Origin of the sequence: Rhodococcus sp. NPDC056960 (assembly GCF_042674125.1) — a bacterium.
Classification (GTDB): domain Bacteria; phylum Actinomycetota; class Actinomycetes; order Mycobacteriales; family Mycobacteriaceae; genus Rhodococcus_F.
Genome location: NZ_JBHURF010000008.1, coordinates 260,853 through 284,452, shown reverse-complemented (window position 1 = coordinate 284,452; position 23,600 = coordinate 260,853). Strand labels below are relative to the sequence as shown.

General features: G+C 68.0%; 25 protein-coding genes. 13 read left to right on the top strand and 12 right to left on the bottom strand.

The genetic code is table 11. The annotated features are described in order from the left end of the window. Positions 1 to 86: 86 nt before the first annotated feature. Positions 87 to 848 carry a histidine utilization repressor gene (gene hutC / locus ACFTWF_RS15310; RefSeq protein WP_378462053.1) on the top strand — a complete coding sequence of 254 codons (762 nt, stop codon included), beginning with the start codon at positions 87 to 89 and terminating at the stop codon, positions 846 to 848. Positions 849 to 857: 9 nt separating this feature from the next. Here hutC and ACFTWF_RS15305 read toward each other — a convergent pair whose 3' ends face one another. Next, positions 858 to 1,451, bottom strand: coding sequence for a helix-turn-helix transcriptional regulator (locus ACFTWF_RS15305; protein WP_378462052.1), 594 nt, complete (start codon positions 1,449 to 1,451; stop codon positions 858 to 860). A 137-nt stretch (positions 1,452 to 1,588) separates the two neighbouring features. Here ACFTWF_RS15305 and ACFTWF_RS15300 point away from each other — a divergent pair, with 137 nt between their 5' ends. The 4 genes from ACFTWF_RS15300 to ACFTWF_RS15285 all read left to right on the top strand — a co-directional run bounded on the left by ACFTWF_RS15300 (position 1,589) and on the right by ACFTWF_RS15285 (position 5,669). Beyond that, on the top strand, positions 1,589 to 2,854 hold the full coding sequence (locus tag ACFTWF_RS15300; protein ID WP_378462051.1) for a glycosyltransferase family 87 protein: 1,266 nt from the start codon (positions 1,589 to 1,591) through the stop codon (positions 2,852 to 2,854). A 112-nt stretch (positions 2,855 to 2,966) separates the two neighbouring features. Then, positions 2,967 to 3,248 carry a DUF2277 domain-containing protein gene (locus ACFTWF_RS15295; protein ID WP_005258716.1) on the top strand — a complete coding sequence of 94 codons (282 nt, stop codon included), beginning with the start codon at positions 2,967 to 2,969 and terminating at the stop codon, positions 3,246 to 3,248. A 115-nt stretch (positions 3,249 to 3,363) separates the two neighbouring features. Then, complete coding sequence (locus ACFTWF_RS15290) at positions 3,364 to 4,371, top strand: AraC family transcriptional regulator (protein ID WP_378462099.1); 1,008 nt, start codon at positions 3,364 to 3,366, stop codon at positions 4,369 to 4,371. Positions 4,372 to 4,490: 119 nt separating this feature from the next. After that, on the top strand, positions 4,491 to 5,669 hold the full coding sequence (locus tag ACFTWF_RS15285; protein WP_378462050.1) for a serine hydrolase domain-containing protein: 1,179 nt from the start codon (positions 4,491 to 4,493) through the stop codon (positions 5,667 to 5,669). Between the two features lie 48 nt (positions 5,670 to 5,717). Here the strand turns inward: ACFTWF_RS15285 and ipdC are convergent, their stop codons facing one another. The 4 genes from ipdC to echA20 are packed head-to-tail and all read right to left on the bottom strand — an operon-like array spanning position 5,718 to position 9,209. Next, positions 5,718 to 6,779 (bottom strand): (3aS,4S,5R,7aS)-5-hydroxy-7a-methyl-1-oxo-octahydro-1H-indene-4-carboxyl-CoA dehydrogenase, encoded by a 1,062-nt coding sequence (gene ipdC, locus ACFTWF_RS15280; RefSeq protein ID WP_378462049.1) that lies wholly within the window; start codon positions 6,777 to 6,779, stop codon positions 5,718 to 5,720. Further along, positions 6,776 to 7,537, bottom strand: coding sequence for a cholesterol ring-cleaving hydrolase subunit IpdB (ipdB, locus tag ACFTWF_RS15275; protein WP_378462048.1), 762 nt, complete (start codon positions 7,535 to 7,537; stop codon positions 6,776 to 6,778). Before ipdB ends, ipdC begins: the two co-directional genes overlap by 4 nt. Then, a complete protein-coding gene (gene ipdA / locus ACFTWF_RS15270; protein WP_378462047.1) occupies positions 7,534 to 8,427 on the bottom strand; it encodes a cholesterol ring-cleaving hydrolase subunit IpdA in 894 nt (297 codons plus the stop codon). The genes ipdB and ipdA overlap by 4 nt, the downstream gene beginning before the upstream one ends. A gap of 5 nt (positions 8,428 to 8,432) precedes the next feature. Continuing rightward, complete coding sequence (echA20, locus tag ACFTWF_RS15265; RefSeq protein ID WP_378462046.1) at positions 8,433 to 9,209, bottom strand: (7aS)-7a-methyl-1,5-dioxo-2,3,5,6,7,7a-hexahydro-1H-indene-carboxyl-CoA hydrolase; 777 nt, start codon at positions 9,207 to 9,209, stop codon at positions 8,433 to 8,435. 79 nt (positions 9,210 to 9,288) lie between these two features. Between echA20 and ACFTWF_RS15260 the strand changes: the two genes are divergently transcribed. The 6 genes from ACFTWF_RS15260 to ACFTWF_RS15235 all read left to right on the top strand — a co-directional run bounded on the left by ACFTWF_RS15260 (position 9,289) and on the right by ACFTWF_RS15235 (position 15,204). Then, positions 9,289 to 10,077 (top strand): SDR family oxidoreductase, encoded by a 789-nt coding sequence (locus ACFTWF_RS15260; RefSeq protein ID WP_378462045.1) that lies wholly within the window; start codon positions 9,289 to 9,291, stop codon positions 10,075 to 10,077. Next, a complete protein-coding gene (locus tag ACFTWF_RS15255; RefSeq protein WP_378462044.1) occupies positions 10,074 to 10,988 on the top strand; it encodes an SDR family oxidoreductase in 915 nt (304 codons plus the stop codon). Before ACFTWF_RS15260 ends, ACFTWF_RS15255 begins: the two co-directional genes overlap by 4 nt. A gap of 196 nt (positions 10,989 to 11,184) precedes the next feature. Then, positions 11,185 to 12,048, top strand: coding sequence for an LLM class F420-dependent oxidoreductase (locus ACFTWF_RS15250; protein ID WP_378462043.1), 864 nt, complete (start codon positions 11,185 to 11,187; stop codon positions 12,046 to 12,048). Between the two features lie 89 nt (positions 12,049 to 12,137). Further along, positions 12,138 to 13,385, top strand: a complete 1,248-nt coding sequence (locus ACFTWF_RS15245) for a glycosyltransferase family 4 protein (protein ID WP_378462042.1) — start codon at positions 12,138 to 12,140, stop codon at positions 13,383 to 13,385. Beyond that, positions 13,379 to 14,119, top strand: coding sequence for a class I SAM-dependent methyltransferase (locus ACFTWF_RS15240; protein WP_005262942.1), 741 nt, complete (start codon positions 13,379 to 13,381; stop codon positions 14,117 to 14,119). The genes ACFTWF_RS15245 and ACFTWF_RS15240 overlap by 7 nt, the downstream gene beginning before the upstream one ends. After that, positions 14,116 to 15,204, top strand: coding sequence for a prenyltransferase (locus ACFTWF_RS15235; protein WP_378462041.1), 1,089 nt, complete (start codon positions 14,116 to 14,118; stop codon positions 15,202 to 15,204). Before ACFTWF_RS15240 ends, ACFTWF_RS15235 begins: the two co-directional genes overlap by 4 nt. Here ACFTWF_RS15235 and ACFTWF_RS15230 read toward each other — a convergent pair. The 7 genes from ACFTWF_RS15230 to ACFTWF_RS15200 form a co-directional block, all read right to left on the bottom strand. Then, complete coding sequence (locus ACFTWF_RS15230; RefSeq protein ID WP_378462040.1) at positions 15,180 to 15,842, bottom strand: class I SAM-dependent methyltransferase; 663 nt, start codon at positions 15,840 to 15,842, stop codon at positions 15,180 to 15,182. The genes ACFTWF_RS15235 and ACFTWF_RS15230 overlap by 25 nt on opposite strands. Then, positions 15,839 to 16,231, bottom strand: coding sequence for a carboxymuconolactone decarboxylase family protein (locus ACFTWF_RS15225; RefSeq protein ID WP_378462039.1), 393 nt, complete (start codon positions 16,229 to 16,231; stop codon positions 15,839 to 15,841). The genes ACFTWF_RS15230 and ACFTWF_RS15225 overlap by 4 nt, the downstream gene beginning before the upstream one ends. After that, positions 16,228 to 17,109, bottom strand: coding sequence for an NAD(P)-dependent oxidoreductase (locus ACFTWF_RS15220; protein ID WP_378462038.1), 882 nt, complete (start codon positions 17,107 to 17,109; stop codon positions 16,228 to 16,230). Before ACFTWF_RS15220 ends, ACFTWF_RS15225 begins: the two co-directional genes overlap by 4 nt. After that, positions 17,106 to 17,858 (bottom strand): SDR family oxidoreductase, encoded by a 753-nt coding sequence (locus ACFTWF_RS15215; protein ID WP_378462037.1) that lies wholly within the window; start codon positions 17,856 to 17,858, stop codon positions 17,106 to 17,108. The genes ACFTWF_RS15220 and ACFTWF_RS15215 overlap by 4 nt, the downstream gene beginning before the upstream one ends. Positions 17,859 to 17,895: 37 nt before the next feature. After that, positions 17,896 to 19,362, bottom strand: a complete 1,467-nt coding sequence (locus ACFTWF_RS15210; protein ID WP_378462036.1) for an aldehyde dehydrogenase — start codon at positions 19,360 to 19,362, stop codon at positions 17,896 to 17,898. A 189-nt stretch (positions 19,363 to 19,551) separates the two neighbouring features. Continuing rightward, positions 19,552 to 21,057: a CHASE3 domain-containing protein gene (locus ACFTWF_RS15205; RefSeq protein WP_378462035.1), complete on the bottom strand. Its 1,506-nt coding sequence runs from the start codon at positions 21,055 to 21,057 to the stop codon at positions 19,552 to 19,554. An 11-nt stretch (positions 21,058 to 21,068) separates the two neighbouring features. After that, the gene (locus ACFTWF_RS15200; RefSeq protein WP_378462034.1) at positions 21,069 to 21,671 is read right to left on the bottom strand and encodes a TetR/AcrR family transcriptional regulator; all 603 of its coding nucleotides are present in this window, start codon (positions 21,669 to 21,671) and stop codon (positions 21,069 to 21,071) included. Between the two features lie 83 nt (positions 21,672 to 21,754). Between ACFTWF_RS15200 and ACFTWF_RS15195 the strand changes: the two genes are divergently transcribed. Together ACFTWF_RS15195 and ACFTWF_RS15190 are read left to right on the top strand one after the other, a co-directional pair. Then, positions 21,755 to 22,972 carry a cytochrome P450 gene (locus tag ACFTWF_RS15195; RefSeq protein ID WP_378462033.1) on the top strand — a complete coding sequence of 406 codons (1,218 nt, stop codon included), beginning with the start codon at positions 21,755 to 21,757 and terminating at the stop codon, positions 22,970 to 22,972. A 63-nt stretch (positions 22,973 to 23,035) separates the two neighbouring features. After that, positions 23,036 to 23,599: a TetR/AcrR family transcriptional regulator gene (locus ACFTWF_RS15190; RefSeq protein ID WP_378462032.1), complete on the top strand. Its 564-nt coding sequence runs from the start codon at positions 23,036 to 23,038 to the stop codon at positions 23,597 to 23,599. Position 23,600: the final 1 nt, after the last annotated feature.

Genomic DNA, 23,600 nt, shown 5'->3' with positions numbered 1-23,600 from the left:
TTACGGCTTTCCCGTGCAGTCGGCCGATAGACTGCAACGGCCGACTGCACGGGAAGTTCATCGGCGTTGCGGAGGAATGGGTACCAGTGGTGGAGATCGCAGTAGTCGACGCGGAGCTTGCTGCGTTGTACAACGGACCGGGGGCGGAGTCGGCCCCGGCGTACGAACGTGTCAAGCATCTGATCGTGTCGCAGATCAACGCCGGGCGCTGGCAGGAGGGTGACCAGCTGCCCTCCGAGAATCAGCTCGTGAACGCGTTGGGGCTGTCCCGGATGACCATCAACCGCGCGCTCCGGGAGCTCACCGCCGACGGTCTGGTGGTGCGGCTCATGGGGGTGGGCACGTTCGTGGCGGCCACGAAGACGGCGTCGCCGCTGTTCGAGGTCAAGAACATCGCGGACGAGATCCAGCAGCGCGGACACCGCCACCGGACCGAGGTGGTGTACGTCCGCGAGGAAGACGCCGATCCGGCCAACGCCTTCATCCGGGACTCCATCCGCGGCAAGGTGTTCCACTCGCTGATGGTCCACTACGAGGACGACACCCCGATCCAGCTCGAAGACCGGTTCGTCAACCCCGCCGAGGCCCCGGGGTATCTGAATCAGGACTTCACCCAGCAGACGCCCAATCACTATCTGAGCGTGGAGGCTCCGCTGACGAGGGGTGAGCACGTCGTCGAAGCGATCCTCGGCTCGCCCGAAGAATGCCGGCTCCTGCACATCGAGCGTTCCGAGCCGTGCCTGCTGATCCGGCGTCGCACCTGGTCCACCCGGGGGCTCGTCAGCGCCGCCCGGCTCGTGCACCCCGGGTCGCGGAACCGGCTCGAAGGAACGTTCGGGACGGGCTGATCCGGGGGTTCACGGCTGCACGGCCGTCGTCCGCGCGGCGGGCCAGGTGAGGTGGCCCGCGTGGATGTCCGAGATCGTCGACGTGATCCACGCGAGTTCGCTTCGCGCGGCGTGCAGGGCGTAGTCCACTTCGACGACGAACAGGCGGGGCACGCCCTCGTCGAGTGCACGCGTGAGTCTCGCCTGATCGGATTCGATTCTCGCGGTGAGCCGTTCGGCGCGTTCGGTGAGCGCGGCGACGGCGCCGTCGCGTCCCAGCGCGCCGAGATAGCTGATCGCCGCGAAGAACGGAGAGAACTCGTGTGCGGCACTGCGGATCTGGGCGTCCAGACGCGTCACGAGTTCCGCGCGCCCGGTGTCGGTGAGGGCGTAGACGGTGCGCGCCGGCCGACCGTCCCGTTGCGCACGTTCGTGTTCCTCTATCCACCCGGCCGCCGCGAGGGCCCCGACCACATTGTTGAGTGAACCGCGATTGAGCGGCCACTGACCCTCCTCGCTGCGGTCGCGGAGCGTGACCTCCACCTGGTACGGGTGCATCGGCGCTTCGAGGAGCAGGCCGAGTACCGGCAGGACGAGGGGATTATCGAGAACCCGAGCAGGCATGGTCTGAATATACCGGTCGAAATAAACCATGACGAACCACACGGTTCGGGCGCCACGACCTCGCCTTTGTCACGATTGGGTCACGGCCCGCTACGGTGGATCGTTGACCACGACGCCGATCATGAAAGAACAAATTCTTGTTACAGAGTGAATCGAAGTTCAGGGATTATCGCCTCCACGCCGTCGCGCTCCTCGTGGGCGTCCTCTCCTTGGGGGTGGTGGCCTACCGGGAGTTCGATGCGGCGACGGGCTACTTGATGGATCTCTCCGTCTTCCGCGACGCCGGGCACGCCTTCCTCAGCGGGTTGCCCCTCTACTCCGCGGACTTCCCGAGCAGTTCCGGGTTCAGATTCATCTACGCACCCTTCGCGGCGATCCTCTTCGCACCGATGGCGGAGGTCGACCCCGCGGTCCTGCAGGCGCTGTGGTGCGCGCTCAACCTCGGGCTCGTGTGGTGGATGCTGAAGGTGGCGCTGTCGAAACTCGACGTCGCACGGCCCGAACTTTTCGCTCTGCTGTCCATGGGGCCGGTGCTGCTCCTCGAACCGATGCGCTCGAACTTCGACTTCGGCCAGATCAACATCATCCTCATGGCGCTCGTGGTCGCCGACTGCACCGGGGTGATCCCGCAACGGTTCCGCGGAATCGCGATCGGCCTCGCTGCGGCCGTCAAGATCACCCCCGCCGCGTTTCTGCTGGTCCTGCTCGTCCGCCGCGACTTCCGCTCGATCGGACGTTCGCTCGCCACGATCCTCGCCACCGTCGCCCTCGGCTTCTGGCTGCTGCCGCAGTCGTCGGTGTGGTTCTGGACCACCGAATTCTTCGCCACCGGCCGCGCCGGCGCACCCGACTTCTTCCGCAACCAGGCGGTCACCGGCGTCATCGCCAGGCTCGGCGCGGAGGGTCGGCTCGCGAGCATCCTGTGGGTCCTCAGCGCGGCTGTCATCGTCGCCGCCGCGGCCTGGTCTGCATACCGGTTCACCCGATCGGGCGAGCACCTGATCGCGCTGTCGATCGTCGCCCTGGCATCCCTGCTCGCCGCGCCGTTCGCCGTCACCCACCACTGGGCGTACAGCATCCTGCTGATCCCGATCCTGATCGCCCCGCAGTACCGCGGCTGGCGGCCGCTGGTCGGCGCCGCGACCGTCATCTTCCTGATCGGCCCGAACTTCGTCCTGCAATCCTCGTCGTCCGGCTGGGTGGAGGCGGCCGTGCGCGAAGTGATCGGCAGCTCGCAGTGCCTCGCCGCACTCGTCCTGCTCGGAGCGGCCGTCGTCGCCGCACGGTCCCGCACCCCGCTCCCGGACGCCGTGCCCTCCGACGCCGTGCCCTCCGACGCCGTGCCGTCGGACGCCGTCTCCTCGGACGCCGATGCGGATGCGCTGGAGCCGGCCCGCAGTTAGTGGCCCGCGGCGCCGGGCGAATGTACCTCTGGCCGCCTCAAGTGCGCCGAAAGGTACATTCGCCCAGCGCCGACGAGCCGCGCGGGGGCCGGGGCGGCGCTATCGTCGAGTCATGTGCCGAAACATCACCGAGCTGCGCGGACTCGAACCGGCGGCCACCGCGGAGGAAATCGAGGCGGCGGCGCGTCAATACGTCCGGAAGGTCAGCGGAATCCAGAAGCTGTCCGACGCCAACCGGGAGCCCTTCGAGGAGGCCGTCGCCGTCGTCACCGAGGCCACCACGAAACTGCTCGCCGCACTCCCGCCGCGGAAGCAGCCGCCCCAAACCGTGCCGCCGCTGCGACGGCCGGAGGTCCGGGCGCGCATCGCGGCGAAGGCCGCGTCATCCAGCTGAGCGCGGCGAAGGCCGCGTCATCCAGCTGAGCGCGGCGAAGGCCGCCACCGGGGTCGGGGGCGCGAGCTGACCGATCGGGTGGTGTCGAGAAGGCCCGGTGTGCTCTACGCTCCGGATGGTGGACGTCGTGCACTCGCTGGATCCGCTGTCCGATGTCGCGGTATCGGCCGCGTCGTCGTCGGACTGGGACGAGATCCGGGCGTGGTCCGACCAGGTGTACATGCCGTACCGCGTGCGATCCACGGGACGGCTGCTCCAGCCGCGTTCGAGCATGTACTCGGCGCCCATCGGCGACATCACCCTCACCCGTTTCCGGTACGGGGTCCCGGTCACCGTCGATGACATTTCCGCCGACGCCGGCAACATCCTGGTCTTGACGACGATCCGCGGATCCGCCCGGCACCGGGTCGGCGCAGCGGAGGTGGAGGTCGGCTCCGGTGGCACGTTCGTGGTGGACTGCAGCCGGATCGAGCACTACATCGAATTCGACGAGTCGGATCTGCAGCTGAATCTGACGGTGCCGCACCGCCTGGTCGCCGACGCCGCCGATCGGTGGTTCGGATACCGGCCCGACGACAGCCTGTGGCAACACAAGTGCGTGATCGGTGCCGGGCAGCAGTCGGCGTGGAACGCGCTTCTCGCGTATGCGGTGCGCTCCATAGCCGCCGATCCCGACCGGATCGCGCACGGCCGCCCGGGCATTCACCTTCAGGAGATGCTCCTCGGTCATCTGCTCGCCGAATGGGCCGCGGCGGCGGGGATCGCCCTCGACGGCGGCGGGAGCGACGCGGCGCCCGAATACGTCGGTCGCGCAGAGCAGTACATGCGCGAGCATGCCGCGGAACTGCCCACGGTCGGCGACGTCGCCGCGGCGGTGGGGGTGAGCGTGCGGGCGCTGTCGGGAGCGTTCCGTCGCTACCGGGAGACCACGCCGAATCGCTTCCTCACCGAGGTGCGGCTCCAGCGAATCCACGACGAACTCACCGCCGCGACGCACGAATGCACCGTGTCCTCCGTCGCCGCTCGCTGGGGTTATGTCAACATGGGCGTCTTCGCCGCGGCCTACCGCGGCAGGTTCGGGGAGAACCCGTCTCGCGCGCTCGCCCGCGCCCGTCGCCGGTAGTGCCGAAATCCGACAGTCGGGCCGCCGAATCGAGGTGGTCCACGTCACAGTCGCCTCCGTAGTGTCCGTTCCGATCCTCGGCCCTGGTGCCGACGCCGGGAACGAACACAGGAGGAACCATGAGAGATGATTTCGCGAGTGTCACCGACACGGACCTGCAGAAACTGACGCAGGACGACGCCGGTGTCCCGGGTGTGGTGGCGATGCTCACCGACCGCGACGGCGTCGTGTACTCGGGGGTGGCCGGGGAGCGGTCCCTCGGCTCGGGTGTGGCGATGACCGCCGATACGGTGTTCGCTGCCTTCTCCACCACCAAGGCCGTCACCGGAACGGCGGCACTCCAATGCGTGGAGGAGGGCCTGCTCGACCTCGACGCCCCGGCCGCCCGCTACCTCCCGGAGATCGGTGAACTCCAGGTCCTCGACGGCTTCGGGACCGACGGGGAACCGGTGCTCCGCGCGCCGAAGCGAGACATCACCACTCGGATGTTGTTGCTGCACACGGCGGGGCTCGGCTACGACTTCTTCGACGAGAACTACCGCCGCCTCGCCGAAGGGCACGGCCAGCCCAGCCCCATCACCGCCACGAAGAAGTCGCTGACCACACCGCTGCTGTTCGATCCCGGCGAGCGGTGGATGTACGGCTCGAACATCGACTGGTGTGGACTGGTCGTCGAGTCGATACGCGGGCAGCGCCTGGGAGAGGTGATGCGCGAGCGCATCTTCGAGCCGCTGGGGATGAACGACACCGCGTTCACGCTCACCGACGACATGCGGGACCGTCTCGCCGTGGTGCATCAGCGCACCGACGACGGTTCTCTGGTGCCGATGCCCGAAATGGTGCTGCCGCAGGAGCCGGAGGTCCACATGGGCGGTCACGGGCTCTACACGACCGTCCCCGACTACTCGAGGTTCCTCCGGATGTGGTTGCGGGACGGTGAGGCTCCCGGCGGCCGGGTGCTCGCGGCGGACACGGTCGCCGAGGCGGTGCGGGGCGGCTTGACCGGGCAGGAGGTCACCGCGCTGCCCGGCGTGATCCCCGCCCTGTCCAACGACGCCGAGTTCTTCCCCGGCCTGCGCAAGAATTGGGCGTACACGTTCATGGTCAACGAGGAGCAGGCCCCGACCGGACGCCCGGCGGGCGCGCTGGGCTGGGCCGGACTCGCGAATCTGTACTACTGGATCGACCGGGAGAACGGTATCGCCGGCTTCTGGGCGACGCAGATCCTGCCCTTCGCGGACGCCGTCTCGTTCGGCGGATACCTCGACTTCGAGACCGCGGTGTACGGCGCGCTGTAGGACGAACGGGACGCTCGTTGCGGTAGATCGAACGAGCGTCCCGTTCGTTCAGGCGCGCAGGGCCCCCAGCGCGTCGATGCGCTTGATCGCGTCGGCGACGATGCCGTCGATGAGGTCCTTGCAGGTGGGCAGGTCCTCGAGGAGGCCCACGACCTGACCCGACGCGAGCACGCCGGCGTGCGTATTGCCCTCGACCAGACCGGCTTTGAGCAACATCGGGGTGTTGGCTGCCATGATGATCTGCTGCCAGGTGCGGTCGCTGGACTTCTTCATGGCGAGGCCGTCCTTGACGAGGGTCGACCACTTCATGCCGGTCATGGCCTTGAACTTCGAGGCGTTGCGGGCGGCCGCGACGAGTCCGCGCACATTGCCGGAGTGTTCGAGGCTGTCGACGAGTGCGGTGTTGAGGACCCGGTGGGGCATGCCGTCGACCTTGCGGGAGACGGTGGTGTCCTGCAGTCCGCGGGCGAGGTACTCCTGCTTGACGGAGTCGGGGACGGTGGATTCCTGGGTGAGCAGGAACCGGGTGCCCATCGCGACGCCGGCGGCCCCGTACGCGAGGGCGGCGGCGAGACCGCGGCCGTCGTAGAAACCGCCGGCCGCGACGACGGGGATGTCGACGGCGTCGAGCACCGACGGCAGCAGCAGGGTGGTGGCCACCGGTCCGGTGTGGCCGCCGCCCTCGCCGCCCTGCACGATCACGGCGTCGGCGCCCCACGACGCCACCTTCTTCGCGTGCTTGGCGGCGCCGATCGACGGAATGACCACCACCCCGGCATCTTTCAGCTTCGCGATCAGGTCCTGTTTCGGTGCGAGCGCGAACGACGCGACGCGCACGTTCTCCTGGATCAGCAGGTCGATCCGCTGATTGGCGTCGGTGGCGTCGGCGCGGATGTTCACCCCGAACGGCTTGTCGGTGAGCGTCTTCGTCTTCGCGACGGCCGCCTCGAGTTCCTCGTACGTCATCGTCGCCGACGCGAGGATGCCGAGACCGCCCGCGTTGGCCGTTCCCGCGACGAGCCGCGGTCCGGCCACCCAGCCCATCCCGGTCTGCACGACCGGATGCTCGACGCCGACCAGCTCCGTCAACGCTGTTCTGAGAGTGCTCACAGCGACACCTCCCGGTCACGCAGGCTGCGCGGGTCGAGGACTTCGCGGATCAGCCGCAGTTCTTCGTCAGACGGTTCCCGGGTGACCGGGGCGTCGGCCAGACCCGCCACCTCGAACGACGTGTTCTCCGCGACCTGCTCGGCGGTGACGCCCGGGTGCAGCGACAGCGCCCGGAACGTGTGCCCGGGACCGCCGAAGTCGAACACCCCGAGGTTGCTCACCACCCGGTGCAGGTGATGGAAGCGGTAGGCGGGGTTCTCCGGATCGATCTGGTCGTAGCCGACGCCCGAGACGATGTCGACCTTGTCGCAGAACACCCGCGACGAATGCTTGCCCACCCAGTAACTGGTGGGGTGGTTGATCGTGTTGCCGGGCGCGCCACGGACGCCGAACATCTGACGCGTCGGCTGCTGCAGCGGACCGAACGCCGACAGGTTCTGGTTGCCGTGCCGGTCGATCTGGTTGGCGCCCATCACCACGTGGCGGCGGCCCGACGCGACGACGTCGAACACCTTCCGGAACGGCATCCAGCCCTCGATCGGGGCCTTCGCGCCGACGGCGGGGGTGTCGGCGAAGATCAGGGCCTCCCCGTCGGTGATGAGCAGGTCGGGTTCGGTGGTCAGTCGCGCGAGCCGGGCGCCGATCAGCGGCAGCGTCGCCATCGGGCTGGCCATGATTTCGCCTGCCCCGGTGAAGATGTCGGCGCACGCGATCGCGCAGTACTCCGCGCGGGTGACGTCGGTGGTCGTCTCGGTCATGCCTGGGACTCCTCTGCAAATGTCTTCACGGCCGCCTGATAGTCGTCTTCGCTGCCGGACAGGTAGGTGTCGACGAACTGCTGCCACCCCTCGGGGGTCTTCGCGGCTTCGGCGTAGTGGCGCTGGAACTTCTCGTCGCGGCCGTAGCTGTCGCCGGCGAGCGTGAAGTGGGCGCCGTTCGGTGCCTCGACGACGCCGTCGACCATCATGCGGTTGAGAATCAGGTTCTGCAGCGGAACGGTTTTCACCAGCTCCTCGGTCTCGACCACCCGCTCGACGGAGACGAACCGCTTCTCGGCCGCGGCGCAGTACAGGTCGTCGAAGTAGGGGTCGACCCCGGTGTAGGCGGCGTTGCCGTGCTTGTCGGCGAGGTTCAGATGCACCAGGGCGGCATCGAGATTCAGGGCCGGCATCGCGATCAGGGTTTCCGATTTGCCGGATGCATCCGGGTACGGGGAGGTCACGGTGCGCAGTTCGTCGCCCCAGAAATTCCGGACGTCGGAGCCGAGCCCGGCGCGGATCGGCAGGAACGGCAGCCGGGCGGCGGCCGCCTCGAGTCCGCACTTGACCATGCCCTCGTCCATCTCGCGGACCTCGATCTCGCCCGCGGTGCGCGCCTTCGCGAACCACGGGTCGTAGAACGGGGCGGAGTCGAGGGACACGAAACCGTAGTACGCCTTCTTGACCTTGCCCGCCGAGCACAGCAGCCCCAGGTCGGGGCCGCCGTAGGTGACGACGGTGAGGTCGGTGACGTCCGAGCGCAGCAGCGCCCGGACCAGCGCCATCGGCTTACGGCGCGAACCCCAGCCGCCGAGGCCGATGGTCATTCCGCTGCGGAGTTCCCCGACGGCGTCGTCGAGCGACATCCTCTTGTCGAGCTTGTTCGCCATGGATGTCAGCCTTTCCTGTTGTTCGAGTTGGAGCGGGGCCTGCCGGTCTCGACGAATTCGTCGCGGTGCTCATCCGAGATCCCCGCGAGGTTGAGTTCGAAGGTGTAGCCCTGCTCGAGGCGGTAACTGGTCTTCACGTCGACGGGGTCGATGCCGTTGATGGCTTCCTTGGCGCAGCGGATCACCCGGGTGTCCTTCGCCGCGATCTTGGCGGCGATGTCGCGCGCGGTGTCGTCGAGTTTCTCCCGCGGCACTACGTCGTACACCGACCCGAAGTGCTGCAACTGCTGGGCGGTGACGTTCTGCGCCGTGTAGTACAGGGTGCGCATCATGTGCTGCGGGACGAGGCGGGCGAGGTGGGTGGCGGCGCCGAGCGCCCCGCGGTCGACCTCGGGAAGCCCGAATACGGCATCGTCGGACGCGACGATCACGTCGGCGTTGCCGACCAGGCCGATGCCGCCTCCGACGCAGAAGCCATTGACCGCGACGACGACGGGGACGGCGCAGTCGTAGACGGCGGCGAACGCGGCCGCGCAGCCCCGGTTGGCGTCGACCAGGGCGCCGTAGCCGTCGGTGGCCTGCATTTCCTTGATGTCGACGCCGGCGTTGAACCCGCGTCCCTCCGCCCGCAGGATCACCACGTGGGTGTCCGGGTTCCGGCCCGCGGCCAGGATGGCGTCGGCCAACTCGAACCAACCCCGGGACGGGATGGCATTCACGGGCGGGTAGTCGACGGTGACCGTGGTGATGCCCCCCGGATCTGTCTCGCTCCGAATTCCCACTGTTTTCTCCTCGTCAGATCCGCACTTCACGCACCAAGCAATTGCTTGGTAGGGTAGCACGATGGAAACAGGTTCCAACATGACCGGAAGCGTCGTGCTCGTGACTGGCGGAGTGCGCGGAGTGGGCGCGGGCATCAGCCGCACCTTCCTGCGGGCCGGCGCGACGGTGGTCGCCTGCGCTCGCCGGCCGGGCGACGACCCCGTGGAGGTGGACGGACGTGCCGTCGAATTCCTGCCGTGCGACATCCGCGACCCGGAGCAGGTGCAGGGTCTCGTCGACCGGATCGTCGAACGGCACGGCCGCCTCGACGTCCTGGTCAACAATGCCGGCGGCGCACCCTTCGCGCTCGCGGCGGACGCGAGCCCGAAGTTCCACTCCAAGATCGTCGAACTGAATCTGCTCGCCCCGCTGCTGGTGTCGCAGGTTGCGAATGCGGTGATGCAGAAACAGGACTCGGGTGGCGCGATCGTGAACATCTCCAGCGTCAGCGGATCGCGACCGTCGCCCGGCACCGCCGCGTACGGGGCGGCGAAGGCGGGGGTCGACAGCCTCACCACCAGCCTCGCGGTCGAGTGGGCGCCGAAGGTCCGGGTCAACTCGGTGATCGTCGGTCTGGTCCGCACCGAACTCGCGCACCTGCACTACGGGGACGAGGAGGGGATCGCTGCGGTCGGGTCCACCGTGCCGCTCGGCCGGATGGCGTGCCCCGAGGACGTCGGCAACTGCGCGGTATTCCTGGCTTCACCGCTGGCGGCGTACGTCAGCGGTTCGACACTGACCGTCCACGGCGGCGGCGAACGGCCCGCCTTCCTGGCGGCAGCAACAGCATCCACCTCAGCTACGGCATCAACGAAGGAGAACACATGAGTGGAGTGGTCGACGGTCGCGTCGTCATCGTGACGGGCGCCGGGCGCGGAATCGGACGCGCCCACGCGCTGGCGTTCGCCGCCGAGGGAGCGAAGGTCGTGGTCAACGACATCGGCGCCGGCATCGACGGGTCCGCCACCGGCGAGAGTCCGGCCGAACAGGTGGTCGCGGAGATCGTCGCGGCGGGTGGCGAGGCCGTGGTCAACGGCGACGACGTCGCGGACTGGGCGGGGGCCGAGAATCTGATCCGGACCGCGATCGACACCTACGGGCGCCTCGACATTCTGGTGAACAACGCCGGGTTCCTGCGAGACCGCATGCTCGTCGGGATGAGCGAGCAGGAGTGGGACGCCGTCGTGCGGGTGCATCTGAAGGGGCATTTCGCGACGCTGCGGCATGCGGCCGCGTACTGGCGGGCCGAGGCGAAGGCCGGCAACCCCGTCGACGCCCGGATCGTGAACACCAGTTCCGGTGCCGGACTGCAGGGTTCGATCGGGCAGGGCAACTACGCCGCCGCGAAGGCGGGGATCGCGGAGATGACCATTCAGGCGGCCGCGGAGTTGAAGAATTACGGCGTCACCGTCAACGCGATCGCCCCGGCCGCCCGCACCCGGATGACGGTCGGCGCCGGCGGCGCGATGGCGGAGGCGATGGCCGCGCCCGAGGAGGGCTTCGACGCGATGGCGCCGGAGAACATCTCCCCCCTCGTCGTGTGGCTGGGCAGCGTCGAGTCGAAGGACGTGAGCGGGCGGGTGTTCGAGGTCGAGGGAGGCAAGATCACCGTCGCCGAGGGCTGGCGGCACGGCCCCACCGAGGACAAGGGTGCGCGCTGGGAGCCGAAGGAGATCGGGCCCGTCGTCGCGGACCTCCTCGCCAAGGCCGAACCCCCGGTCCCGGTCTACGGCGCCTGAGCACGTGAGCGGCAATGTGTGCCGGGGCACGCTTTGCCGCTCACCTGCCGAACGGGACGCTCGTTGCGTCAGATCCAACGAGCGTCCCGTTCGTCCGGCTGCCCGCGGAACTGGAGAGTTGTTTGGACACATTGCTAAACAGGTGTCCAGAAGTTAGTGTGCAAGGAGGAAAACGGCTCTCGGCCAAGGAGAATTCGTGAAATTCGGCATTACGTTGTTTACGAGTGACCGCGGGATCGGGCCGGCATCGGCTGCGAGGGGTGCGGAGGCCAACGGATTCGACTCCTTCTACGTGCCCGAGCACACGCACATTCCGGTGAAACGCGATGCCGCGCATCCTCAGACCGGCGACGCGTCGCTGCCCGACGACCGGTACATGCGCACCCTCGACCCATGGGTGGCGCTCGCCGCGGCGGCGGCGGTCACGGAGCGGATCGACCTGGGCACGTCGGTGGCGCTGCCGGTCGAGCACGACCCGATCACGCTGGCCAAGACGATCGCCTCCCTCGACCATCTCAGTGGCGGACGGGTGATTCTCGGCGTGGGGTACGGGTGGAATCTGGACGAACTCACCGACCACAACGTTCCGCCCGGACGGCGCCGGACGATGCTGCGCGAGTACCTCGAGGCGATGCGCGCGCTGTGGACGCAGGACGAGGCGTCCTACGACGGCGAGTTCGTAAGCTTCGGTCCGAGTTGGGCGTGGCCCAAACCGGTGCGGGTGCCGCCGGTCGTCGTCGGCGCCGCGGGCAACGACAAGAACTTCCGGTGGATCGTGAAATCGGCGGACGGGTGGATGACCACCCCGATCGAACAGGACATCGACGACCGGGTCGCGACGCTGCAACGCATGTGGCGCGCCGCCGGGCGGGCCGGCGAACCGCGCATCGTCGTGCTCGACGGCAGACCGGACGTGGACAAGTTGCGGCGGTGGAAGGACCTCGGCGTCACCGAGGTCGTGTACGGATTGCCCGACCGGAGCGAGGAGGACGTCCTGGCGTACCTGGGGCGCCTGTCCGGAAAATTGGAGGGATTGCGCGAGTCGACCGCGGTGGGGTGAGTGAGTGCGGTTGGATGGGATGAGGGCACACTCGAGTAAGAACGTGTTCTAGTATTGCTTGCCAGCTGCTCGAGGAGAGGCCGAAGTCCGTGCGCATCGCGCTCTTGTCGTATCGAAGCAAGCCCCACTGCGGTGGGCAGGGTGTGTACGTCCGCCATCTCAGCCGTGAGCTGGTCGAACTCGGCCATCAGGTCGAGGTGTTCTCGGGGCAGCCGTACCCGGACGTCGACCCCCGGGTCACGTTGACGAAGGTCCCCAGCCTCGACCTGTATCGCGAGCCGGATCCGTTCAGAACGCCGCACCCGCGCGAGTTCCGCGATGCCGTCGACGTGCTCGAGGTCGCGACGATGTGGACCGCCGGGTTTCCGGAGCCGCTCACGTTCAGTCTCCGCGCCGCGCGACTGCTGAAGGAGCGCGCCGACGAGTTCGACGTCGTGCACGACAATCAGTGCCTCGGGTACGGGCTGCTGCAACTGCAGAAGGCCGGGCTGCCCGTCGTCGCCACCATCCATCACCCGATCACCCGCGACCGCGAGCTGGACCTGGCGTCGGCGAAGTGGTGGCGCAAGGTGACGGTCCGGCGCTGGTACGGCTTTCTGCGCATGCAGAAGCGGGTGGCACGTGCCATCCCCGCGCTGCTGACGGTGTCGCAGTCCTCCGCCGACGACATCAGCGCCGCGTTCGACGTTCCCGCCGGGAACCTGCGGACCATCCCGCTGGGCGTCGACACCGAGGTCTTCCGACCCCCGGTCGTCGCACGGATCCCGGGCCGCATCGTGTGCGTCGCGAGCGCCGACATGCCCCTCAAGGGCGTGTCGACGCTGCTCGAGGCGGTCGCGAAGGTGCACACCGAGCGGGCCGTGGAACTGGTGCTGGTCACCAAACTCGCACCCGGCGGAGTGACGGAGAAGCTCATCGAGGAACTGGCCATCGGCGACGTCGTCCGGACGGTGTCGGGCATCGACGACGCCGAATTGGCCGCGCTGCTGGGGTCGGCCGACGTCGCGTGCGTCCCGTCGCTGTACGAGGGGTTCTCCCTGCCCGCCGTCGAGGCGATGGCGTGCGGCACCCCACTGGTGGCCAGCCGCGCGGGCGCCATTCCCGAGGTGGTGGGAACGGGCGAGGAGGCGAGTGTGCTGGTGACACCCGGCGATCCCCAGGAACTCGCGGACGTGCTGGGCGCGTTGCTCGACGACCCACAGCGCCGGGCCCGGCTCGGCGACGGTGGCCGTCGCCGCGTGCTCGAGCGCTACAGCTGGGCCGCCGTGGCCGCGAGAACCGCACAGACCTACGCCGAAGCGATAGCGCAGACCCGTGAAGGAGGCAGACCGTGCTGACCGTGGACTTCGACCGGTTGGGTGTGAAGCCCGGCGACAAGGTGATCGACATCGGAGCGGGCGCCGGGCGGCACTCGTTCGAGCTGTATCGACGCGGCGCCGACGTGATCGCCTTCGACCAGAACGCCGACGAACTCGCGGACGTCGAGAAGATGTTCGTGGCAATGGCCGAGGTCGGTGAGGTCCCGGCGGGCGCGTCGGCCCGGGTGGAGGTCGGCGATGCGCTGAACCTGCCGTACGAGGATGCGACGTTCGACGTGGTCCTCATCTCCGAGGTCCTCGAGCACGTGCCCCGCGACGGCCGCGCCATCGCCGAGCTGACCCGCATCCTCAAGCCCGGTGGTGTTGCGGCGGTGACGGTTCCGCGGTGGCTGCCGGAGAAGATCTGCTGGGCGCTGTCCGACGCGTACCACGAGGTGGAGGGCGGCCACGTCCGCATCTACCGCGCCGACGAACTGGCGGAGAAGCTGACGGCGGCCGGGCTGCAGGTCCGGGGCCGGGACCACGCGCACGCCCTGCATTCCCCGTACTGGTGGCTCAAGTGCGCGGTCGGGGTGGAGAACAACGACAACCCCCTCGCGAAGGCCTACCACCAGGTTCTGGTGTGGGACATGATGAAAGCCCCCTGGCTCACGCGCACCGCCGAGAAGGTCCTCAACCCGGTGGTCGGCAAGAGCGTCGTGTTCTACCTCGAGAAGCCGAGGGAACCGAGCGTGGTGAAGGCGCCGCGGTGAGAGCCGCCGGCGTCCCGTCGGTACCGAACGTGTTGTCGGAGAGCCAGGTCAGGCAGACGGCACGGTCGATCGCGGCAGCGCAGGAGTCGTCGGGGGCGCTGCCGTGGTTTCCGGGCGGGCACACCGACCCGTGGGATCACGTCGAATCCGCCATGGCACTCACCGCCGCCGGACTGATCGACGAGGCGGAAGCCGCGTACGCGTGGTCCCGGAAGATGCAGCGACCGGACGGTTCGTGGCCGACGAAGTTCCGCGACGGGGCCGTGGAGAATCACGATTCCGACAGCAACTTCTGCGCCTACCTCGCGGTGGGGGTGTGGCATCACTACCTGATCACCGGTGACCGGGATTTCGTCGTCGCCCTGTGGCCGTCCGTGCAGGGCGGCCTCGACTTCGTCGTCGACATGCAGGCGCCGAGCGGCGAAATCTGGTGGGCGCGCGGCGAGAACGGACAGGACTGCCCCGAGGCGCTGCTGACCGGCAACTCCAGCATTCATCACAGCCTGCACTGCGGGCTGCTCCTCGCCCGGCTGGTCGACGACCCGCAGCCGGAATGGGAGTTCGCGAAATACACGCTCGGCCACGCGATCCGGCAGCACCCGGAGTCGTTCGCGATCAAGGACGAATACTCGATGGATTGGTACTACCCGATCCTCGGGGGCGCCGTGCGCGGTGCGGCCGCGTCGGACCGCATCGACTCGCGGTGGGACGACTTCGTGGTGGAGGGACTCGGCATCCGCTGCGTGGACCACCGGCCGTGGGTCACCGGTGCCGAAACGTGCGAACTGGTGCTGGCACTCGACGCGATGGGGGAGCACACCCGGGCCCTCGCACAGTTCACCGCCATGCAGCATCTGCGGGATCCGGACGGCTCGTACTGGACCGGCCTCGTCTACAGCGACGGCAAGCGGTGGCCGGTCGAGCAGACCACGTGGACCGGCGGCGCGATGATCCTCGCCGCGGACGCGCTGTCCCGCACCACGCCCGGACACGGAATCTTCCGGGACGCGGCGCTGCCCGTGGGACTACCGATCGGCCTCGACCGGTGCGGCGACCACTGTCAGGCCAGCGGTTCGCCTGTCTGACCGCCCACCCGCTCGAGAACTCGCAGCGAACCGGTGACGGACGTCTCCTTGAATTGTCCTGTCGCCAGCGCGCGTTCGTAGATCTCGAACGGTGGTCGGCCGCCGTCCGCCGGGTCGGGGAACACATCGTGGATCACCAGTGCGCCGCCGACGGTCACCCACGGCGCCCACCCCTCGAGGTCCGCCGATGCCGCCTCCGACGTGTGTCCGCCGTCGATGAACACGAAGTTCACCGGAGTGCGCCAGAACGTCGCGACCGTCGACGACCGGCCGAGCACACCGACGACGTACTCCTCGAGTCCCGAATCGGCCATGGTGTGCCGGAACCGGCCGACCGTGTCGAGCAACCCGGTGTGCGGGTCGACGAATGCCGGTTCGTGGTACTCCCAGCCGGGCTGATGTTCTTCGGAACCGTGGTGGTGATCGATGGTGACGACGCGGGCATTCCGCGCCTTCGCCGCCGCCCCGAGGTAGATCGTCGACCGGCCACAGTACGTGCCGATCTCGACGCCCACCCCGCCGGGGGCCAGGTACTGCATCGCGGCCAGGTGCAGGGCCGTTCCCTCGTCCTCCGGCATGAAGCCGGGGGTGGCGTCGGCGAGTCGGAGAAGCTCTGGTGTCAGATGTTCGGTGCTCATGTGGCCTCTGCGTCCGGGGCGGCCGCTCTGGCCGCCTTCTTCCGATTGTGTAGCACCCCACCGATCATCGAGTCGAGTTTCGTCCCCAACGGCCAGCCCACGTAATGGCACAGGAACAGGGCGATCTCCCGGAGTTGCTCCTCGTCGAGTTCCTCGTTGTGCAGGGCCGCCGCCACCTGGATCTCGGCGACGTCGACGAGGCCCTGCGCGGTGAGCGCACCGAGGAGGAGAAGCCGGCGGTCGCGGATGCTCAGCCCCGGCCGCGACCAGATGTCGGCGAACAGGTGGTCGGCGGTGACGGCGAAGTGCGCCCCGGGTCCGTCCTGCATCTCGAATCCGTAGACTTTCTCCATCATGGCCAGGCCGCGGGTGCGGGCGTCGTCGGTCATGGCTGTTCCTCCTTGTCCTTGTCCGCGGTGTGCTCGACGCCGAGTCCCGGACCCAGGCCCGAGAGTGCGAGTCGGGCGAGCGGCAGCGCGACGTCGAGTCGGTCGCCGAGCCCGATCGCCAGCGACAGGTCCTTCTCCCCGAGGTCCCGGACGTGGGACATGATCGGGTACCAGTTGTCGTCCTCGTCGAGGGCCTCGGTGGTGTCGCGGAGCATGATCGCTCCGGCGCCCCCGGTGATCGCGTCCGTATGCCGAACCACCTTCCCGAGTTCGGTGATGTCGAGACCGGCGGCCTCGGCGAGCCGCTGCGCCTCGGCGGCGGCGGTGAACGAGACGAAGTGCAGCAGGTTGCGGGCCAGCTTCATCCGGGTGCCCGCGCCCACGTCGCCGGCGTGCACGACGAGTTCGGCCCAGTGCCCGAACGGTTCCCGGACCTTTTCGAACGCGTCGTCGCTCGCCCCGACCATCACCGCCAGCTTTCCCCGGTGTGCGCCGGGAGCGCCGCCGCTGACGGGCGCGTCGATCAGGTCGACGCCGTGCGCACGGCACCGGTCGGCGAGTTCGACGGCGGTGACGTCGCTGATCGTGGAGTGCACGGCCACGACCGTGCCCGGTCGCGCGGTGTCGAGTAGTTCGGTGACGACCGCGCGCACCTGCTCGTCGTTGAGCACCGTCACCGAGATGACGTCCGCGTTCTCCGCCACCTCCCGCGGGCTCGACGTCACCTTCGCGCCTGCCTGGCCGAACGGTTCCAGCGCCTCCGGCCGGGTGTCGCACACGATGAGCCCGCCCGGCCGGCCCAGCAGCCGCTTTGCCATGGGCGCACCCATGTTGCCGAGGCCGATGTAGCCGACGGACACCTGCTCGGTGGTGGTCATGCCCGAAAGATCTGTCCGCCGTCGACGTTGAAGATCTGCCCGGTGATCCAGCTCGCCTCGTCGGAGAGCAGGAAGAGGCAGGCACCGACGAGGTCGTCGGGGGTGCCCATCCGTTTGAGCGGCAACGTCTTGACCATGTCTGCCACCATATTTCCCGGTGTGACGGTACGGGTGGCTTCGGTGTCGATCGGTCCGGGCGCGATGGCGTTGACCCGGATGTTCATGCCGCCCACCTCGTGGGCGAGTTGCTGGGTGAGGCCGTTGATCCCGACCTTCGCGAGGCCGTAGAAGCCGGAGTACAGCCACGCCGCCGTCGACGACTGGTTGACGATCGAGCCACCACCGCGTTCGTTCATGTGCGGCCACACCGCGCGGGTGACGTTGAGGGCGCCGTCGAAGTTCACGGCCATGAATTTCTTGTAGTAGTCCCACGGCACGGTGATGAGGAGGTCGAGTTTCATGCCGCCGTAGATCGCCGCGTTGTTCACGAGATGGTCGATGCCGCCGAACTTCTCGACCGTGAACTCCGCGAGAGCTTTCGCCGAGTCCTCGTCGGCGACGTCGACATCCTTGAACACCGCGGTTCCGCCGTCGGCGCTGATCTGCTTGGCGACCGTCTCGCCGAGTTCCGTGTTGAGGTCGGCCACCACGACGTTGGCGCCCTCGCGGGCGAGGGCGCGCGCGTAGCCCTCGCCGATGCCCTGCGCGGCACCGGTGACGATGGCGATCTTACCGTCGAAACGTCCCATAACGATTGACTCCCTCTTCATTCGGGCCGGCGTGTTGTCAGGCCGGCTCCGCGACCAGCTTGGTTTCCAGGTATTCCTCGAAACCGGCCACACCCATCTCGCGGCCGATTCCGGACTGCTTGTATCCGCCGAACGGGGCGTCGGCCGAATACCAGACGCCGCCGTTGACGCTGAGCGTGCCGGTGCGCACGCCGTCGACCACCCGCTTCACGCGCGCGGGGTCCGTGCCCCACACAGACCCGGACAGTCCGTACGGCGAGTCGTTGGCGATGCGGATCGCGTCGTCGTCGCCGTCGTGGGGAATGATCACGAGCACGGGTCCGAAGATCTCTTCGCGCGCCACCCGGGCGGTGTTGTCGAGGCCGGAGATCAGGGTGGGCTCGATGAAGAATCCGCGGTCCCGATCGGCGGGGCGGCCGCCACCGACGACGATCGTGCCGCCCTCCTCCCGCGCGAGCCGAAGGTAGTCCTCGACGCGGGCGCGTTGCCGTGCGGAGATGAGCGGACCGCAGATGGTGCCGGGTTTTGTCGGGTCTCCCGCGGTCAGCCCGCCGAGCGTGCGCGCCGTGGCCTCGACCGCCTCGTCGTACTTCTCCTTTGGAACGAGCAACCGGGTGGTGATGGCGCATCCCTGCCCCGCGTGGGTGGACACGGTGAACGCGGCGACCCCGCAGGCACCGGCGAGGTCGGCGTCGTCGAGCACGATGAACGCCGATTTGCCGCCGAGTTCGAGGAACACCTTCTTCAACGTCTCGGACGCCGCCGCCATGACGGACCTGCCCGTGGCGGTCGACCCGGTGAACGACACCAGATCCACCCGGGGATCGGTCGCGAGTTGCGCGCCGAGGGAATGGTCGCTCGACGTGACGATGTTGAGCACACCGGCCGGGATGTCGGTCTCCTCCGCGACGAGGTGCCCGACCAGGGCCGCGCACCAGGGAGTGTCGGGAGCGGGTTTGAGGACGACGGTGTTGCCGGCCGCCAGGGCCGGGCCGATCTTCGCGAAGTTGATCTGGTGTGGGAAGTTCCACGGTGTGATGGCGCCGACCACGCCGACGGCCTCCCTGAGGACGCGTCGCCGGGTCTTGATGCCCATCGGTTCCGCGATGCCCAGATCCTGTTCCCAGGAATAGTTTTCGGCGAGGTCCGCGAAGTAGCCGAGATCGGCGACCGGGCCTTCGAGTTGCGGTCCGCTGGTGAGGAAGGCAGGAGCGCCGACCTCGGCGATGGTGATGTCGCGCAGTTCCTCGATGTGCGACTGCAGCACGTCGCGCAGTTGTCGTAGGCAGCGGGCGCGGAAGGCGTGGTCGCGTGACCACGTGGTGTCGTCGAAGGCGCGCCGGGCCGCGGCGATCGCGGCCTCCATGTCGAATGCGGTGGCGTCGGCGGCCCGTCCCAGTATCTCCTCGGTGGCCGGGTTGATCACCTCGAACGTGCCGCCGGAACCGGGAATCAGTTTGCCGTCGATCAGGAGAGCAGAGCTGTCGGTGGGGCGCAGAGTCATGGGTTGTCGCTTCCGAATCGGGTGAGTGTCACAGCGATCTCTGAAAACTGGACATGTGTCTGGACTATAGTTTGAACAACTGGATGCCGCAATGACGAGTTTCCGGGGATACGACGTCACCAAACGACATCGTCCACGACGTGTTGCGGCGGGATCGCACCTGCGCCGATTGGGAAGCGTGGGCAGTTTCTACTCGGCCACAACGCTTTTCGGCGTAGCGGTGCCGGGATCGTTCGGTTCCGGGCTGCGCAGAGGCGCCGCGGGGACCGTCCACTCGACGACGGTTCCCACCCCCGACTCGGCGCGGATCGAGGCGCTGCCGCCGAGTTCTTCTGCCCTGTGACGGATGTTCGCCAGTCCTCGCCCAGGTCGGACACCGGCCGGAATCCCCGTGCCGTTGTCGGTGACCTTCATCGCGAGTTGGTGGCCGGAGGCGGTGACCTGGACGTGGCAAATGGTGGCGTGGGCGTGGCGGGCGATGTTGCTGAGTGCCTCGGTGAGCGCAGCCTCCAACGCGGAACCCGCGACGTCCCGGGTGAAGGAGTCGACGGGCCCTTCGATCGACACGTCCGGGGTGAAGCCCAGGGCGGCGCTGCTGCGCTCGACGATCTCGCCCACCGCTCCACTCAACGAGGACACTGTGGCCTTCGGATCGCGGTCGTCGTCGTGACGGCTGAGATCGAAGATGACGGCCCGAAGGCCACGGACGATGCTGTCGGTCTCGTCGATCAGCGGGTCCAGTTCGGTGCCCTGTCGAGGGTGTCGCCGTGCCAGCGACGTCAACGCCAGTCCCAATCCGAACACCCGCTGAATCGTCAGATCGTGGAGGTCGGTCGCCACTCGGGTTTGCTCCTCGTGACGGGTCCGCTCCCAGGCGGCGCGGACGAGTTGGTCACTTTGGGCGAGCAAACTGACGCGCATCCTGTTGACGGCATCGGCGATGACCGCCACCTCCCGGGGTCCGTTGCCGCCTATCGGCCGGGTGTACTCACCGTCTGCGACGGCGGTGATGTCCGTGAGTAGATTCGTGATCGGCCTGGTCAGCATGCGCCGCGTCAAGAATCCGGCGACGAGAACGGTCGCGACGGCCAGCATCAGCGCGACCGCGGTGGCAATGTTCGCCGATTTCTGTGCGGAGTGGATCTTCTGGATCTGCGCAGACACAAGTTCGTCCGTGCGAGTATCCAGGGCATCGAGGCGATTCCGCAGGGTATCGAAGAGTTGTTTGTCCGACGTCGTCACGGCAGTGCCCGGGTCCGGGGGTACGGGTCCGTTCCGGAAGGCGGCGATCTCGGGTTCTGCCGCCCGCGCTGTCCAGTCCTGCGCCGCTTGCTTCACCGCTTCCAGCGCCTCCCGGGTCGGGACGTCGTCGGCGACGTCGGCATCGAGAGCGGACAGCAACTTCGCGGCGTCGCCTCGGCCTGCGTCGTAGGGCTCGAGGAACCGGGGGTCGCCGGTCAACACGAAACCGCGCTCCCCCGTTTCCTGATCGACGAACGCCGTCCGCAACATCGCCACGGACCGCTGGGCCGGCATCACGTCCTGCGCCAGTTCGTCGACTGCATCGCGGACCCCGTTTCGGCCGTAGACCGAGAACACCACCGATACCACGAACAGCGACACCAGAATGGTGATTGCCAACCACAACAACGCACGCAGCGATATCCGCGTGGTCTTTCCGTCCGACTGTGTCATACCGAACCTCGTCATACCGAACCTCGTGTTCGCTCCGGCCCTCCGACGCTGGACAGTGCTCCCCGCAGTACGGATTCGTAGATCACGTCGAGGTCCAGTTCGTCGCCGAGGAAGTCGGTGTTCACCAGCATCACGAATCCGTGCATCGCGGCGAAGATGCTCACGGCGGAATCGAGGGTGTTCTCGGGCGGCAGTCCGCACGACGCCAGCATCGTGCGCAGCGCCGTGTTCGCGTCCAGGGCGGCGGAGATGAAGGCGTCCCGGTCGACGGGAGCGGTGGTGAGCGTCCGGTACCGGTGCGGGTGGTCGGTGGCCCAGGCGCGGTGCGCGTCGAGGAGCGCGCGGAGACCGTCGGGACCGCTTCGGCCCATGGCGGTCTCGCGCAGTCGCCCACCGAGTTCTGCCATGGTGCGCACCTGAACCGCGCCGCGGATGTCGTCGAGGTTGCGGACGTGGTTGTAGAGGGAGGCGGTGACGACGTTCAGCGCGGCGGACAGGCTCGTCATCGACAGCGCTTCCCAGCCGTGCTCGTCGATGATCCCGATCGCGGCATCCACGACCTTGTCCCGGGTCAGGGTGCGACGTCGGATCGGTCCGTTCTGCCCTTTCGCCATGGGCCCAGCATAGGGCTTCCATTATAAATGAAAGTGTGTAGTTTAAGACGCATCCCATTCGTTTATCGATCGAGGAGCAGTGTATGACCGCGTCTCGGATTGATCTCAAATCTCCCGACGTCTACGCGGAAGGGGTTCCCTACGCGTTCTTCGACCAACTGCGGGCGTGCGAACCCGTGTACTGGCAGCCCGAGGAGAACGGCACCGGATTCTGGGCGGTGACCAAGCATGCCGACGTCGTCGCCGTCTCCCGCGACAGCGCGACGTTCTCGTCGGCGGTGGGCACCACTCAGATCGACGATTTCGACGAGCAGACCCGCGCGAAGCAGGCGGCCATGCTCGTGAATCTCGACCCGCCCGACCACACCCGGCTGCGCCACCTCGTCAGCCGCGGATTCACCCCGCGCACAGTCAAAGTGCTCGAGGGGCACATCCGCGAGATCTGTACCCGGATCGTCGATCGGCTGCTCGAGGACGGTGACGTCGACTTCGTCCCCGAGGCGGCCGCACCGTTGCCGCTGGAGGTCATCGCGGCACTGCTGGGCGCGCCGGCGGGGGACGTCGACAAGCTGTACGACTGGTCCAACCGGATGATCGGCTTCGACGATCCGGAATACGGCACCACCCGGGCCGACGGCGAGATGGCCGCGGCGGAGATCTTCCTGTATGCGAACGAGCTTGCGGCGCAGCGCCGCATCGAGCCACGCGACGACATCGTCACCGCGCTCGTGCAGCCGGACGAGAACGGCGACACGCTCACGGAGATGGAATTCAACATGTTCTTCGTCCTGCTCGTGGTGGCGGGGAACGAAACGACGCGCAACGCGACCGCCGGCGGGATGCAGGCCTTCATCGATCACCCCGATCAATGGCGGCGACTGCAGTCCGAGCCGGAACTGGCCGCGAGCGCGGTGGACGAGATCCTGCGGTGGGTGACCCCGGTGATCGACTTCCGGCGTACCGCCACCCGGGACGCGTACATCGGCGATCAATTGGTCCGGGCCGACGACAAGGTGGTGATCTACTACCCGAGCGCCAACCGCGACCAGGACGTCTTCGACGAGCCGTACCGGTTCGACATCGGCCGGAGTCCCAACCCGCAGATCGCGTTCGGTGGCAGCGGCGTGCACTTCTGCCTCGGCGCCCACCTGGCGCGGCTCGAACTGAAGGTCCTGTTCGAGACGCTCGCCGCGCGGATCGACCGGGTCGAGCCCACCGGGCCGGTGGTCCGGCTGCGGTCGAATTTCATCAGTGGGATCAAGACGATGCCCGTGCGAATTCACCCGCGCGACACGGTGTGAGCGCCCGTTTTTCATTGCCAGGGACCGCTAACTGTAGTAGCGTCCAGACACGTGTCCAGTAGTATGAATTTCGAGTCCACCCGCCGCCGTCTCACCGAGAAGCAGGCCGACACCGTCGACAAACTCACCAAGGCGGCCGTCGAGGTACTGCGCGAAGAGGGATTCGCGGGGCTCACCGTCCGCTCGGTGGCCGGTCTCGCCGGGGTCGCGCCGGCAACCGCGTACACCTACTTCTCCTCGAAGGAGCACCTCGTCGCCGAGGTCTTCTGGCGCCGCCTCGCCGCGGCGCCGCCGCAGCCCGCGGACGACGGGCTCGACCGCACCGGACGCGTGGTCGCCGTCCTCCGCCACATCGCCCTCCTGGTGGCGGACGAACCCGAACTCGCCGGCGCCGTCACCAACGCGCTGCTCGGCCGTGACCCCGACGTGGAACACCTCCGCGCCCGCATCGGGCTCGAGATCCGGGACCGTCTCGCCACGGCGCTGGGCGAGGGTCACGACCCCGACGTCCTCGAAGCGCTGGAGCTGCTGTACGCCGGCGGCCTCGTCCGCGCGGGCATGGGCTACGGGTCCTACGCACAATTCGCCGACCGACTCGAAACTTCCGCCAAGCTGATTCTGGAGTAGA

Bases quoted from the DNA above. Each gene is read 5' to 3' on its own strand.
- ACFTWF_RS15305 (WP_378462052.1), bottom strand. From the start codon at position 1,451: ATGCCTGCTCGGGTTCTCGATAATCCCCTCGTCCTGCCGGTACTCGGC.
- ACFTWF_RS15295 (WP_005258716.1), top strand. From the start codon at position 2,967: ATGTGCCGAAACATCACCGAGCTGCGCGGACTCGAACCGGCGGCCACC.
- ACFTWF_RS15290 (WP_378462099.1), top strand. From the start codon at position 3,364: ATGGTGGACGTCGTGCACTCGCTGGATCCGCTGTCCGATGTCGCGGTA.
- ACFTWF_RS15285 (WP_378462050.1), top strand. From the start codon at position 4,491: ATGAGAGATGATTTCGCGAGTGTCACCGACACGGACCTGCAGAAACTG.
- ipdB (WP_378462048.1), bottom strand. From the start codon at position 7,537: ATGACCGAGACGACCACCGACGTCACCCGCGCGGAGTACTGCGCGATC.
- ipdA (WP_378462047.1), bottom strand. From the start codon at position 8,427: ATGGCGAACAAGCTCGACAAGAGGATGTCGCTCGACGACGCCGTCGGG.
- ACFTWF_RS15260 (WP_378462045.1), top strand. From the start codon at position 9,289: ATGACCGGAAGCGTCGTGCTCGTGACTGGCGGAGTGCGCGGAGTGGGC.
- ACFTWF_RS15255 (WP_378462044.1), top strand. From the start codon at position 10,074: ATGAGTGGAGTGGTCGACGGTCGCGTCGTCATCGTGACGGGCGCCGGG.
- ACFTWF_RS15230 (WP_378462040.1), bottom strand. From the start codon at position 15,842: ATGAGCACCGAACATCTGACACCAGAGCTTCTCCGACTCGCCGACGCC.
- ACFTWF_RS15225 (WP_378462039.1), bottom strand. From the start codon at position 16,231: ATGACCGACGACGCCCGCACCCGCGGCCTGGCCATGATGGAGAAAGTC.
- ACFTWF_RS15220 (WP_378462038.1), bottom strand. From the start codon at position 17,109: ATGACCACCACCGAGCAGGTGTCCGTCGGCTACATCGGCCTCGGCAAC.
- ACFTWF_RS15215 (WP_378462037.1), bottom strand. From the start codon at position 17,858: ATGGGACGTTTCGACGGTAAGATCGCCATCGTCACCGGTGCCGCGCAG.
- ACFTWF_RS15210 (WP_378462036.1), bottom strand. From the start codon at position 19,362: ATGACTCTGCGCCCCACCGACAGCTCTGCTCTCCTGATCGACGGCAAA.
- ACFTWF_RS15205 (WP_378462035.1), bottom strand. From the start codon at position 21,057: ATGACACAGTCGGACGGAAAGACCACGCGGATATCGCTGCGTGCGTTG.
- ACFTWF_RS15200 (WP_378462034.1), bottom strand. From the start codon at position 21,671: ATGGCGAAAGGGCAGAACGGACCGATCCGACGTCGCACCCTGACCCGG.
- ACFTWF_RS15195 (WP_378462033.1), top strand. From the start codon at position 21,755: ATGACCGCGTCTCGGATTGATCTCAAATCTCCCGACGTCTACGCGGAA.
- ACFTWF_RS15190 (WP_378462032.1), top strand. From the start codon at position 23,036: ATGAATTTCGAGTCCACCCGCCGCCGTCTCACCGAGAAGCAGGCCGAC.